12 protein-coding genes are annotated in these 13,097 nt (G+C 71.1%); 7 read left to right on the top strand and 5 right to left on the bottom strand.

All coding sequences use genetic code 11. From position 1 onward, the window contains the following. Positions 1–40: 40 nt before the first annotated feature. The 3 genes from exaC to B8W67_RS07180 all read left to right on the top strand — a co-directional run bounded on the left by exaC (position 41) and on the right by B8W67_RS07180 (position 2,567). Positions 41–1,564: an acetaldehyde dehydrogenase ExaC gene (gene exaC / locus B8W67_RS07190; protein WP_085303190.1), complete on the top strand. Its 1,524-nt coding sequence runs from the start codon at positions 41–43 to the stop codon at positions 1,562–1,564. 72 nt (positions 1,565–1,636) lie between these two features. Continuing rightward, on the top strand, positions 1,637–1,915 hold the full coding sequence (locus B8W67_RS07185) for a putative holin (protein ID WP_085303265.1): 279 nt from the start codon (positions 1,637–1,639) through the stop codon (positions 1,913–1,915). Further along, a complete protein-coding gene (locus tag B8W67_RS07180) occupies positions 1,908–2,567 on the top strand; it encodes a hypothetical protein (RefSeq protein ID WP_234806689.1) in 660 nt (219 codons plus the stop codon). The genes B8W67_RS07185 and B8W67_RS07180 overlap by 8 nt, the downstream gene beginning before the upstream one ends. An 18-nt stretch (positions 2,568–2,585) precedes the next feature. Here the strand turns inward: B8W67_RS07180 and B8W67_RS07175 are convergent, their stop codons facing one another. Next, entirely contained in the window at positions 2,586–3,500 is a 915-nt protein-coding gene (locus tag B8W67_RS07175; RefSeq protein WP_085303188.1) for a cyclopropane mycolic acid synthase family methyltransferase, read from the bottom strand. 410 nt (positions 3,501–3,910) lie between these two features. Here B8W67_RS07175 and lpdA point away from each other — a divergent pair, with 410 nt between their 5' ends. The 3 genes from lpdA (at position 3,911) to B8W67_RS07160 (ending at position 8,099) form a co-directional block, all read left to right on the top strand. Next, positions 3,911–5,308, top strand: a complete 1,398-nt coding sequence (gene lpdA, locus B8W67_RS07170; RefSeq protein ID WP_085303186.1) for a dihydrolipoyl dehydrogenase — start codon at positions 3,911–3,913, stop codon at positions 5,306–5,308. Positions 5,309–5,312: 4 nt separating this feature from the next. Next, positions 5,313–6,530: a cupin domain-containing protein gene (locus B8W67_RS07165; RefSeq protein WP_085303184.1), complete on the top strand. Its 1,218-nt coding sequence runs from the start codon at positions 5,313–5,315 to the stop codon at positions 6,528–6,530. Between the two features lie 120 nt (positions 6,531–6,650). Next, positions 6,651–8,099, top strand: coding sequence for a PPE family protein (locus B8W67_RS07160; protein WP_234806688.1), 1,449 nt, complete (start codon positions 6,651–6,653; stop codon positions 8,097–8,099). Here the strand turns inward: B8W67_RS07160 and B8W67_RS07155 are convergent. Then, entirely contained in the window at positions 8,084–8,539 is a 456-nt protein-coding gene (locus tag B8W67_RS07155; protein ID WP_085303182.1) for a DUF6636 domain-containing protein, read from the bottom strand. The two genes, B8W67_RS07160 and B8W67_RS07155, sit on opposite strands and share 16 nt — an antisense overlap. Before the next feature lie 43 nt (positions 8,540–8,582). Between B8W67_RS07155 and B8W67_RS07150 the strand changes: the two genes are divergently transcribed. Next, complete coding sequence (locus B8W67_RS07150) at positions 8,583–9,938, top strand: TIGR01777 family oxidoreductase (RefSeq protein ID WP_085303180.1); 1,356 nt, start codon at positions 8,583–8,585, stop codon at positions 9,936–9,938. On the opposite strand, the gene B8W67_RS07145 is transcribed toward B8W67_RS07150, so the two are convergent. Genes B8W67_RS07145 through B8W67_RS07135 form a run of 3 tightly spaced genes read right to left on the bottom strand, consistent with a single transcriptional unit; the run spans position 9,935 to position 13,077 of the window. After that, a complete protein-coding gene (locus tag B8W67_RS07145) occupies positions 9,935–10,429 on the bottom strand; it encodes a TspO/MBR family protein (protein ID WP_085303179.1) in 495 nt (164 codons plus the stop codon). The genes B8W67_RS07150 and B8W67_RS07145 overlap by 4 nt on opposite strands. Continuing rightward, positions 10,429–12,525, bottom strand: a complete 2,097-nt coding sequence (locus tag B8W67_RS07140; RefSeq protein WP_085303177.1) for an MMPL family transporter — start codon at positions 12,523–12,525, stop codon at positions 10,429–10,431. Before B8W67_RS07140 ends, B8W67_RS07145 begins: the two co-directional genes overlap by 1 nt. 3 nt (positions 12,526–12,528) lie before the next feature. Next, positions 12,529–13,077: a carboxymuconolactone decarboxylase family protein gene (locus B8W67_RS07135; RefSeq protein WP_085303175.1), complete on the bottom strand. Its 549-nt coding sequence runs from the start codon at positions 13,075–13,077 to the stop codon at positions 12,529–12,531. Positions 13,078–13,097: the final 20 nt, after the last annotated feature.

Here is a 13,097-nt window from a genome sequence, read left to right as displayed (position 1 = left end):
TGTGAGGTGGATAACACCGTGAGACGAGGAGTGTGCGCTGATGACGGTCTATGCACGGCCCGGAACCCCGGATGCGTTGATGAGCTTCGAGTCGCGGTACGGCAACTTCATCGGCGGGCAGTGGGAGCCGCCGGTGGCCGGCCGGTACTTCGAGAACATCTCCCCGGTGACCGGCCAGGTGTTCTGCGAGGTGCCCCGCTCCGACGGCGCCGACATCGACAAAGCCCTCGACGCCGCGCACGCCGCCGCCCCCGCCTGGGGCAAGACCGCCCCGGCCGAGCGCGCCGGGGTGCTGCTGGCGATCGCCGACCGTATCGAGGCGAACCTCGACGCGCTGGCGGTCGCCGAGTCCTGGGACAACGGCAAACCGATCCGGGAGTGTCTGGCCGCCGACCTGCCGTTGGCCGCCGACCATTTCCGCTATTTCGCCGGGGTGATCCGCGCCCAGGAGGGCAGCTTGTCCCAGATCGACGAGGACACGATCGCCTACCACTTCCACGAACCGCTCGGGGTGGTCGGCCAGATCATCCCGTGGAACTTCCCGCTGCTGATGGCGGTGTGGAAGCTGGCGCCGGCACTGGCCGCCGGGAACACGGTGGTGCTCAAACCCGCCGAGCAGACCCCGGCGTCGATCCTGTACCTGATGGGCCTCATCGGCGATCTGCTCCCGCCCGGGGTGGTCAACGTGGTCAACGGGTTCGGCGAGGAGGCCGGTAAGCCGCTGGCGTCGAGCAACCGGATCGCCAAGATCGCGTTCACCGGCGAGACCTCCACCGGCCGGCTGATCATGCAGTACGCCAGCGCCAACCTCATCCCGGTCACCCTGGAACTCGGCGGCAAGAGCCCCAACATCTTCTTCTCCGACGTGCTCGACGCGCCCGACGCCTACCAGGACAAGGCCCTGGAGGGATTCGTCGGCTTCGCGCTGAACCAGGGGGAGGTGTGCACCTGCCCGTCGCGGTCGCTGGTCCAGGCCGACATCTACGACGAGTTCGTGGAGTTGGCCGCCATCCGCACCAAGGCGATCCGTCAGGGCGATCCGCTGGACACCACCACCATGGTCGGCAGCCAGGCCTCCAAACAACAGTTGGAGAAGGTGCTGTCCTACATCGCGATCGGGCGTGAGGAGGGCGCGACGGTGATCTCCGGCGGTGAACGCGCCGATCTGGGCGGGGACCTCGCCGGGGGCTACTACGTGCAACCCACCATCTTCGGCGGGAACAACAGGATGCGGGTCTTCCAGGAGGAGATCTTCGGCCCCGTCGTCACCGTCACCTCGTTCACCGACTACGACGAGGCCATCGCGATCGCCAACGACACCCTCTACGGACTCGGTGCCGGGGTGTGGAGCCGCGACATCAACACCGCCTACCGGGCGGGCCGCGACATCAAGGCCGGCCGGGTGTGGACCAACTGCTATCACGTCTACCCCGCCCACGCGGCGTTCGGCGGCTACAAGCAGTCCGGGATCGGCCGGGAGAACCACAAGATGGCCCTCGAGCACTATCAGCAGACGAAAAACCTGCTGGTTTCCTACAATGACCAGGCGTTGGGCCTGTTCTGAGGACCGTTGCCGGCGGTGGCCCGGCGAGTCGGTCCCCCCGCGGTGGGGGCCATCGGCAGTAAAGTTGTCGGCGTGATTCCTCTGCCGCGCCCCTGGGTGCTGGCCAGCGCCATGCTGGTCGGCGTCGCGGTCGGGATCGTCGCCGCGATCGGGGCCAGCCTGCTCATCGACGCCCGGGTACGCCCCGACGTGGTGATCGCGGTGGTACTCGGGGTGCCCACCGTGCTGGGGTTGGCGACGATGCTGTTCGCGGGCCGGCGCTGGCTGACCGCGGCCGGGGCGTTCGTGGTGGCCATCGCGCCCGGTTGGTTCGCGACGCTGGCCGCGATCGAGGTGGTCTCCAGTGGCTGATTCCCGCGACGAAGCCGACGTCCCCGACACGTCCGACACCCCCGACGGTGACGTCCCGACCGAGACGTCCGACGCGCCAGAGTCGGCGGCCGAGCAGCGGGTGGACACCGCGGCGCTGCCGCTGACCGAGCCGACGTCGGCACCGCTGTTCGACTCCGGGCCGTTCCCGGAACCGCTGCAGGTCGTCGACCCGGACCTCGACTCGCGCCTCGATCTCGATTCCGGCGACGTCGCCCCGGCCGGCTACGCCTACGCCGACATCACCGACGAGGCCGCCGAGCAGTCGGCGCCGCGGTCGGTGGTCGTCCCCGGCCAGTACACCGCCGTGAAGTGGTGGAAGCTGGTGCTGGTGCTCGCCGCGGTGTGGATCCCCGCCGGCGCGCTCGGGGTGGGCCTGTACTACTGGTGGGTGGCGCTGGGGGTCAAGACCCCGGCGGTGTTCGTGGTGCTGATCTACACGGTGGTCACCATCGTGATGGGCCTGATCCTGGCGATGGCCAGCAACAAACCGCTGGTCGCGGCGTTATCGGTCGGGGTGATGACCGCGGTGTTCGCCTCGGTGGCCGCCGCCGCGCCGCTCTACGGCCACTACTACTGCGAGGTCACCGTCCCGATGGGCGGGCGCTGCCTGGCCGGCATCATCCCGTACTAAAGCGAACCCCCCGGCGGCTCAGTCGGTGGCGCTCGTCGCCGCCGACTTGTGGTAGCTGACCAGGCTGACGTCGAGAACCTCGTCGCGGAAGTAGTACTCGCAGCCGGTCAGATACCGCATGTAACGCTGGTAGACCTCCTCGGAGGTCACCTCGATGGCACGGTCCCGGTTGGCTTTGAGCGCCTCGGACCACAGGTGCAGCGTCTTGATGTAGTGCGGGCGCAGCGACAGCGCCTCCTCCACGGCGAACCCGGCCTTCTCACCGTGGTCGATCATCATCTGCGTGCTCGGCAGACGCCCCTTCGGGAAGATCTCGGTGACGATGAACTTGATGAACCGGGCGGTCTCGAAGGTCAGCTTCTTGCCGCGGGCGTTCAACTCGTACGGGTGGTAGCTGGCGCTGCTTTGAATGGTCATCCGGCCGTCGTCGGGCAGGATGTCGAAGCAGCGCGCAAAGAAATCGTCGTAGCGTTCATGGCCGAAGTGCTCGAATGCCTCGATCGACACGATCCGGTCGACGGGGGTGCGGAACTGCTCCCACCCCTGCAACAGCACCAGGCGGTCGCGGTTGCCGCCGACGCTGTTGAGCAGTCGCTGCGAGTAGGCCCGCTGGTTCTTCGACAGGGTCAACCCGATGACGTTGACGTCGTACTTCTCGATCGCGCGACGCATCGTCGCGCCCCAGCCGCAGCCGATGTCGAGCAGGGTCATCCCGGGTTGCAGATCCAGCTTGTCGAGGTTGAGGTCGACCTTGGCGACCTGGGCCTGCTCCAGGGTCAGCTCCGGTGGCTCGAAATAGGCGCAGCTGTAGGTGCGGCTCGGGTCCTGGAAGAGGGCGAAGAAGTCATCGGAGAGGTCGTAGTGGGCCTGCACGTCATCGAAACGGGGACGCAGGCGCGGGGCCTCGGAAGATGAGGTGGGCGGGGTGTACATGATCCTTGGCGTCTTTCGTCGTCGTCCTGTCGCGTGTCGTCCTGCGTCGGTGAAGTCGTTGCTGCGGCGCCTGGCGGAGAACCTCCGCACACCTCGTAACATAACGTATGTTTTGGGTGAAATGGTCGCGACGGCCGGTGACGGCGAGCGCGTTTCGCGACATCGGCTGTTGTCGATTTCTGCCCCGGGGATTGAGGTGCGGCACGCCCCGCCCGCCGGGGGCGACCGGCGTGTCGGCGGATCTGTGCTCATGTGCTGGATGCCTCTCGCGGGAACGTCGGTCCGGTCACCGCATCGATAAGCGGTGTTATGGTCCGGTACCCCGGGGAGCGACGCCGTTAAACACGGGGGGCCGCGTGTGTCGCCGGTCGCGCCGCTGACGGCAAACCGGCGAGGTTTATGGTGAACGGGTGACTAGCCACTATGACGTCGTCGTCCTCGGAGCCGGCCCCGGCGGGTATGTCGCCGCGATCCGCGCCGCCCAACTCGGGTTGACCACCGCGATCGTCGAACCCAAATATTGGGGCGGGGTCTGCCTGAACGTCGGGTGCATCCCCTCGAAGGCGCTGCTGCGCAACGCCGAATTGGCCCACATCTTCACCAAGGACGCCGAGATGTTCGGCATCAGTGGGCAGGCCACGTTCGACTACGGCGTCGCCTTCGACCGCAGCCGCAAGATCGCCGACGGGCGCGTCGCCGGTGTGCATTACCTGATGAAGAAGAACAAGATCACCGAGATCCACGGCTACGGCCGGTTCACCGACGCGCGCACCATCGCGGTGGAGCTCAACGAGGGCGGCACCGAAGAGGTCACCTTCGACAACGCCATCATCGCCACCGGGTCCAGCACCCGGCTGGTGCCGGGCACCAGCCTCTCGGAGAACGTGGTCACCTACGAGAAGCTGATCCTGACCCGCGAGCTGCCCGACTCGATCGTCATCGCCGGCGCCGGGGCGATCGGCATGGAGTTCGGCTACGTGCTGGCCAACTACGGCGTCGACGTGACGATCGTGGAGTTCCTGCCGCGGGTGCTGCCCAACGAGGACCCCGACGTCTCCAAGGAGATCGAGAAACAGTTCAAGAAGCTGGGCGTGACGATCCGCACCGGCACCAAGGTGGAGAGCATCGACGACCGCGGCGATCAGGTCGGCGTCACCGTCAGCAAGGACGGCAACGCCGAGACCCTCACCGCCGACAAGGTGCTGCAGGCGATCGGGTTCGCCCCCAACGTCGAGGGCTACGGCCTGGACGACGCCGGGGTGGCGCTGACCGACCGCAACGCGATCGGCGTCAACGAGTACCTACGCACCAGCGTCGACCACATCTACGCGATCGGCGACGTGACCGGGCTGCTGCAGTTGGCGCACGTGGCCGAGGCGCAGGGCGTGGTGGCCGCCGAGACCATCGGCGGGGCAGAGACGATGCCCCTCGGTGACTACCGGATGATGCCGCGGGCCACGTTCTGCCAGCCGCAGGTCGCCAGCTTCGGGCTCACCGAGCAGCAGGCCCGCGACGAGGGCTACGACGTCAAGGTCGCCAAGTTCCCGTTCACCGCCAACGCCAAGGCGCACGGGGCCGGCGACCCCAGCGGTTTCGTCAAGCTGATCGCCGACGCGACCTACGGCGAGCTGCTCGGCGGGCACATGGTCGGCCACGACGTCTCCGAGCTGCTGCCCGAGCTGACCCTGGCGCAGAAGTGGGACCTGACCGCCGCCGAGTTGGCCCGCAACGTGCACACCCACCCGACCATGTCCGAGGCGTTGCAGGAGTGCTTCCACGGGCTGATCGGGCACATGATCAACATGTGACCCGGTGGTTGCGGCGACGGCCGGGTCGGCCGAGGACGAAGGGGGAGGGGCCACGGCGGAGTCGACGCTGGCGTGGCTGCTCACGCCGCTGCCGGTGCAGACGTTTCTCGACGACGTCTGGACCGTGGCGCGCCACCACGTCCACCGCGACGACCCCGACTATTTCGCGGGCCTGGTGCCGCCGTCGACCGCCGAGCTCCTGGAGTGCGTGCGGCCGGACCCGTCCACGCTGCGGCTGGTTCGCGGCGAGGAGCAGCGCGAGGCCGACCACTACCGCGCCGCAGACGGCACCTTGGATGTGGCGCGGGTGCAGCAGGACTTCGCCGCCGGCTACACGATCGTCATCAACAAGCTGGAACGCTATCTGCGCTCCGTCGCCGACCTCGCGCACTCCCTGGAGGTCGAACTGAACTTCCCCGCCCAGGTCAACGCCTACCTCACACCACCGTCGGCGACCGGTTTCGTCCCGCACTACGACCCCCACGACGTGATGGTCCTGCAGATCGGCGGCACCAAACACTGGCACCTCTACGGCGACGCGCCGGTGCCCGCCGCGTTCATGGCACGCCACGAGCAGCTGGATGTCACCGGGCTGCCGGCGCCGACCGTGCTGCGGTTGGCCCCCGGGGACGTGCTGTATCTGCCGCGGGGGGCGCCGCACGCCGCGGCGACCGGGCCGGAAGCGTCACTGCACCTGACGGTCGGGCTGCATGCGCCGACCCTGCTCACGTTGCTCACCCATGTGGTGCACGCGTTGAGCCTCACCGACGAGCGTCTCCACGAGCGACTCCCGGCACGCTACCTCGATGATCCGGCGGTGCGCGCCGAGCTGGGGCGCCGGCTCGCCCCGACGGTCGAGGCGGTCGGCGAGCCCGCGGCGATCGACGCCGGGCTGGCCGCCTTGGCGAACATCGTGTCGCGCCGGGGGCGCTGCCCACCGGTTCAGCCCGCGGCGGTCACCGGCGACGTCGACGCCGAGACGGTGCTGCGTCGGTATCAGCCGCTGTATGCCCGGGTGATCCCGCTGCCCGACGGTGTCGGGCTGCAGTTCGCGCAGGTGCTGCTGCGCCGCGGCGCCGAGCACGAGCCGGCGCTGCGGTTCCTGGCCGCGCGCACCGAGCCGTTTCGGGTGCGGGACGTGCCGGGGCTGAGCCGCGGGGCCCAAACCCACCTGGTGCGCAGCCTGCTCGCTGCCGGCTTCCTCGTCCCCGAAGCCCAATAGCATCCGCATATGCAGAAAAAATTCAGGTAATTACTCTTAAATACGGATTTTCGACCGTTAGTGTCGCTGCCGAACGGGTCGCGCGAGCCCGGTGCGACGCCAGACGGGAGGCAGCGATCGGTGACCGCCCCGCTGTGGACCCCGCTGTGGATCGCCGCTCCGCCGGAGGTGCATTCGGCGGCGTTGAGCAGCGGTCCCGGACCCGGCCCGCTGTTGGCCGCCGCAGCCGCCTGGCGAGCGCTGAGCGTCCAGTACGCCGAGACCGCGGCGGCCCTCAGCACGGTCGTGACCGGGGTGCAGACCGGCGCATGGCAGGGTCCGAGCGCGGAATCCTATGTGGCGGCGCATGTTCCCTATCTGGTGTGGCTCACCGAGATGGGAGAGGCGGCCGCCCGGACCGCTTCGGCCCAGGAGGCGTCGGCCGCGGCCTACACCGCAGCGCTCGCGGCGATGCCCACCCTGGCCGAACTCGCCCTCAATCACGCCACCCACGCCGTACTGGAGGCGACGAACTTCTTCGGCATCAACCTGATCCCGATCGCGATCAACGAAGCCGACTACACCCGGATGTGGATCCAGGCGGCCACCACCATGACCACCTACCAGGCCGCGTCGACCGCAGCGGTCGCCGCCGCCCCGCACGCCGCGGCGGCCCCGCAGATCCTCAAAGCCGCAACGCCGGGCAAAAGCCAGGACGACGACGGCGGCCCGACCAAGCTCAGCTGGTGGCAGACCCGCATCGGTGACATCACCACCGCCATCGGCAAGGACCTGTCGGGGGCCGGCCTGAACCCGGTCGGGGCGCTGGAGAACCTGCTCAGCGACCCGGTGCTGATCACCGAGGTGCCGCACTGGGCGGGCGAGGTGGCGCTCACGTTCGCCCCGCAGATCACCGAATTGACCGAGACGATGTTCGCGCTGATCCCGCCGGCGGGCATCCTGCCCGGCTTCGCCGGCACCGCCGGGCTGGCCGGGCTGGCCGGACTCGCCCACGTCGGCGGCCCTCCGGCGGTGCCGGCCGGGCAGCTCGCCCCGGCCCCGGCCGACCTCCCCGCGACGACGAGCGGAGCGCCGTCGTCGGTCGCCCCCGCACCCAGCGGCGTCGCCCCGGCTCCGGCGCCGGGTGCGGCGGCGCCGGTGGCCGCACCGGTTGCGACGCCGGGGGCGCCCCCGGCGGCCGGGCCCCCCGGTGTCGCCGGCTACGTCGTCGGGGCCGCGCCGCCGCCGTCGGATGCCGTCGTCCTGCGGCGCCGTGCGGTGCGATCGGCGCAGCGGACGGCCGGGGCCGCCGCGCCCGGGGACACCGAGTCCGCGACGCCGACGACCGCGGCGCGCCACAGCCGGCCGCGGATACTCGCCCGCGGCTACCGCTACGAATACCGCGAGGGCGCCGGGCCCGCTGCCTCGACGCGGGGCGCCGGACCGATCGGTTTCGCCGGCACCGTCGGCGCAGCGGCCGTCGCCGGCGGGCTGGCCACCCGGGCCGGCGAGGAGACCGGCCCGATGGTGCCCCGGAGCTGGGCCACGCCGAGCGGCCCCGCCGAGGCTCCCGATCAGAAGAACTCGTAGGAGTCGGCGGCGAGCCGGAAGCCGCGGCCGGTGGTGGTGTCGGTGCAGCGGATGCCGTCGCGTCCGCTGAGGCAGTCGAAGCCCTGGGCGGCGAGGTGCCGGCCGTAGTCGAGGACCACCGCCTCGTCGCTGACCGTCGAGTCGGAGATGCAGGTGAACCGCGGCGGGGCCCCGCGCGCCAGGCGCACACTCTTCGCCCACGGCCCCATGCCGCAGTCCGGGGGGCGCGGCGGCGGGGTGAAGGTGCGTTCCCGCAGATCGCAGCGCACCGCCGCCGGGCGCGCCGGGGTGGCTGTGGAGGCCGCGCTGATGACGCAGTCGATGTTTCGCGACGGGCTGGTGAAGAAGTCACCGTAGGGCCCGGCGTGCGCGCTCGGCGCGGCGGCGAAAGCCGCCACCGCGATGATCACCGCACCGAGCATGGGCATGGGCATGCGCATGGGCAAAGCGTAACCGCGCCGGCGGCAGCCTATGGTAGCCACTATGGGACTGAGCTATTCGACTGTGTTGGAGGCCCCGCGCGACGAGGTGTTCGCCTGGCACGCCCGGCCGGGGGCGATCCACCGGCTCTCCCCGCCGTGGCAGTCGATGCGGGTGATCGCCGAGGCCGGTTCGCTGGCCGACGGCCGCGCGCAGTTGCGGCTGCCCGGCGGGCTGCGCTGGGTGGCCGACCACCAGCCCGACGGCTACGACCCGCCGGCGCGGTTCGTCGACCGGATCGGGCGCGACGGGCTGGCCTCGCTGCCGGCCTGGGCGCTGGTGCGCTGGCAGCACACCCACGACTTCGCCGAGGTCGGACCCGACCGCACCCGGCTCACCGACCGCATCGACGCCCCGGTCCCCGCGTTCGCGCTGCGGCCGATGTTCGCCTACCGGCATCGCCAACTCGCCGCCGACCTGGCCGCCCACGGCCGGGCCGCCGCGGCGGGGCTGTCGCCGCGCACGATCGCGGTGACCGGAGCCTCCGGTCTGGTCGGCTCGGCGTTGACCGCGTTTCTGTCCACCGGGGGGCACCGGGTCATCCGGCTGGTGCGCCGGGCGGCCGCCAATCCCGGTGAGCGGCAGTGGAATCCGGCTGATCCGCATCCGGATCTGCTCGACGGCGTCGATGCGGTGATCCACCTGGCCGGTGAGTCGGTGGCCGGGCGCTTCACCGAGGCGCACCGCCGCGAGCTGCGGGACTCGCGCGTCGTGCCGACCCGTCGGCTGGCTGACCTGGTGGCCGCCGCCGACACACCGGTCACGCTGCTCTCGGCGTCGGGCATCGGCTACTACGGTGCGCACCGCGGCGATGAGGTGCTCACCGAAGACAGCGAACGCGGCGACGATTTCCTGGCGCAGCTGGCCGTCGACTGGGAGGCGGCGACCGCACCGGCCACCGCCGCCGGGCAGCGGGTGGTGACGGTGCGCATCGGGATCGTGCAATCCCCCCGCGGCGGCACCCTGGGACTGCAGCTGCCGCTGTTCCGCGCCGGGCTGGGCGGGCGCCTCGGCGACGGCCGCCAATGGCTGTCGTGGATCGGCATCGACGACCTGGTCGACATCTTCCACCGCGGCCTGTGGGACACCGCCCTGGCCGGGCCGGTCAACGCGGTCGCCCCGAACCCGGTGCGCAACCTCGACTACACCCGCACCCTCGGACGCGTGCTGCGCCGCCCCACGGTGCTTCCGGTGCCGGCGCTGGGGCCGCGGCTGCTCCTCGGTGCCCAGGGGGCCCGGGAGATGGCGCAGGCCAGCCAGCGGGTGGCCCCCGACCGGCTGATGCGCGACGGGCACGTGTTCCGCCACACCACGCTGGAACCGGCGCTGCGGCACCTGCTCGGCCGGGTCCGGGACTAAAGCACCCGGCCCCGGTTCGTCACCCACAGGTGAGTGGATAACGCGGTCGCGAACGCGCACCAACTCGGGTAGGCGGCGAGCAGCGCACCGCGGCGCGCGTCCACCACGGCGGCGCGGCGGGTCAGGTCGGCGCTGCTGAGCGTGAGGGCCGCGGCGGTCACCGCCGCCCCGCGGAGGCGGCGGCGGCCGAAGAACAGCCACGACCAGCCTGCATTGAGCACCAGGTTCACCGCCAGTGCCAACCGGTAGCGGCGGGCGGCGCCGCGGGCGCCACGGCGGTGCAGCTCGTCGATCGTGGCGGCCGAGACCGCTGCGAGGTCGACGTAGAGCACCGGCCACACCACCGGAAAGACCTGCCGCGGTGGTTGATAGGGAGGTTTGTGGAGTCGGGCGTACCAGCGGGACTGCACCGCCGGGGCGGTGACCGCGCCGCCGATCGTCGCGGTCACCGCGACCGCGACGGTGGTGGCCACCAGCGTTGTCGCGCGCATCAGGTCTCCCTTCGGTAGGAGCTGTGGTGCGGGTCGTCGCCGACCGGCACCCACGGTCGTTGCGGCCACCAGATCCGGTCGCCGATGAGCGTGAACAACGCCGGGATCACCAGGGTGCGCACCACAAAGGTGTCCAGCAGGATGCCCACACCGACGATGATCCCCAGCTGGGTGAGCACCATCAGCGGCAGCACCCCGAGCACGGCGAAGACCGCCGCCAGCACCACACCGGCACTGGTGATCACCGCCCCGGTGGCCGACACCGCCCGGATCATTCCCGCGGCGGTGTCGCGTCCACGGGTCTCTTCGCGGGCCCGGACCACCAGGAAGATCGTGTAGTCCACCCCGAGGGCGGCCAGGAACAAAAACGCGTACAGCGGGGTGGAGTTGTCCAGGGCGGGGAAGCCGAACAGGTGCACCGCGGCCCAGCCGCCGACCCCGAGGGCGGCCAGCGCCGACAGCGCGGTGGCCGCCAGCAGCACCGGCGGGGCCGGCACCGCTCGCAGCAACACGAACAGCACCACCACGATCACCGCCAGGATCGCCGGTATCACCACCCGCCGGTCGTGCACCGACCCGTCGCGCACATCGAGGGCTTCGGCGTCGGGGCCGCCGACCAGCGCGGCCGGATCGGCGGCGGCGGTGGCCGCCCGCAGCGCGGTGATCGTGGCGAACGCCTCCGCGGAGGCCGGTGGCGCGTCGGTGATCACCGACCAGCGGGTCAGCCCGCTCGCCGAAGCCCCGGTGGCGCGCGCCGACACCACCCCCGCGGTGGCCTCGATCGCGTCGTGCACCGCCGCCGCCCGGGAGGTCGGGGCGATGACCACGGTGGGGCTGACCAGGCCGGCAGGAAAATGGCGAGCCAGGGTGTCGAACCCGCTCACCGATTCCGCGCTGACCCGGAACTGTTCTGTCTGCGACAGCCCGGTGTGCAGTCCCGCCAGCCCGCCGGTGAGGGCCACCAGCACCGCGGTGGTCCCGACGGCGACCAGCACCGGACGTGCGGCGACCGTCTCACCGACGCGATGCCACCAGCCGCGGTCGTGCTCGCCGTCGGCGCCCGGACGCGGAATGAACGGCCAGAACAGCCGCCGTCCGCAGAGCGCCAACAGCGGTGGCAACACCACCAGCACCGCGAGTGCGGCCACCACCAGCGCGCATGCGGCGAGCGCGCCGAGGCTGCGGGTGCTCGGGATCACCGCCAGCAGCAGCGTCACCAAGGCCAGCACCACCGTGGCGTTGCTCGCCACGATCGCCGGGCCGGCGGTGCGCACCGCCTCCGCCAGCGCCGCCCGATGATCGCGGTGGCACCGCAACTCGTGGCGGTACCGCGAGATCAGCAGCAACGCGTAGTTGGTTCCGGCACCGAACACCAGCACACTGGTGATCCCGGCGGTGGAGCCGTCGAAGCTCAGCCCGGTCGCCGAGGCCACCGCGGTCCCGACGGCGGTGGCCACCCGGTCGGCGACACCGATCACCGCCAGCGGCACCAGCCACAGCAGCGGTGAGCGGTAGGTGACGATCAGCAACACCGCCACGACCGCCGCGGTCACCGCCAGCAGCGTGATGTTGGCGCCGGTGAACGCGTCGGCGATGTCGGCGCCGAAGGCGGGGCCGCCGGTGACCGCCGCGGTCAGCCGCGCGGGCAGCCCGTCGCGGGCGGCGTCGCGCAGGGCGGCCACCGTGTCGTCGAGGTCGAATCCCGACAGCGCGGCGGAGACCCTCACCAGCCCGACCGCCGCGCGCCCGTCGGCAGAGACCATCGGGGGCGGGGCCGGGCCGTCGGCGTCGGGCAGGGCGGCGCGCATCCGGTCGGTGGCGGCAGCGACGGCCGCCACGTCGGTCTCGCCGAGGGGCTGGTCGTCGGTGCGGGTTACCACCAGCAGGACCGGGGCCCGGTCGCCGCCGTCGAATTCGGTGCTCACAGCGTTGACCCGGGCGGCGTCGGCGTCGGCGGGAACCAGCTGCGGGGCCTGGCCGCCGGCGTCGTTGCCTCCCGCCGCCAGCAGAACCAGCACCCCGATGCTGATCAGCAGCGCCGCCGGCAAGTAGCCGTGCCGACCGGTCACCGTTTCGGCGATGCGTCGCCAGATCACGGCTCAGTCGTCGAAATCCAGCGGAACACGCAGCGCGCTCAACGTCGCCGCCAGCGCATCGTATTGTCCGGCGAGCGTGACGAATTCGATCAGCTGCTGGCGGGTGAGGTGGGCGGAGAGCCGCTTCCACGCGTCGTCGGAGAGCGTGCGGGTGCCCACCAACTCGTCGACCCCGGCCACCAGGGCGCGCTGCCGTTCGGTGAGCCCGTCGGCGTCAGCGCCGGCGAAGATCGCCGTCTGGGTGGCCTCGTCGAGGCCGCGCTGGCGCCCGATGCGGCGGTGGTGCTGCAGTTCGTATTCGGCGTGACGCAGGTGCCCGACACGCAGGATCACCAACTCGGTGTCGGTTTTGGGCAGCTTTCCCGCTCCGAGCAACATGCCGGCGAACGGCAGCCACGCCCACATCAGCCGGCGGTGCTGGCCGAGGGTGGTGAACAAGTGAGCCTGCGGCACCTGTTGCTTGCGGGCGGTGAGTTTGCAAAACACCCAATTGAACAGCCCCAGGTCGCGCAGACCGGGGGCAACGGGGATGCGGGCCGGGAAATTACTCATCTAACGCCATCCGTCGAGTG

The organism is Mycolicibacillus koreensis, assembly GCF_002104795.1.
In the GTDB taxonomy this organism is placed as follows: Bacteria; Actinomycetota; Actinomycetes; order Mycobacteriales; family Mycobacteriaceae; genus Mycobacterium; species Mycobacterium koreense.
This window is presented reverse-complemented; position numbering and strand designations above follow the sequence as displayed.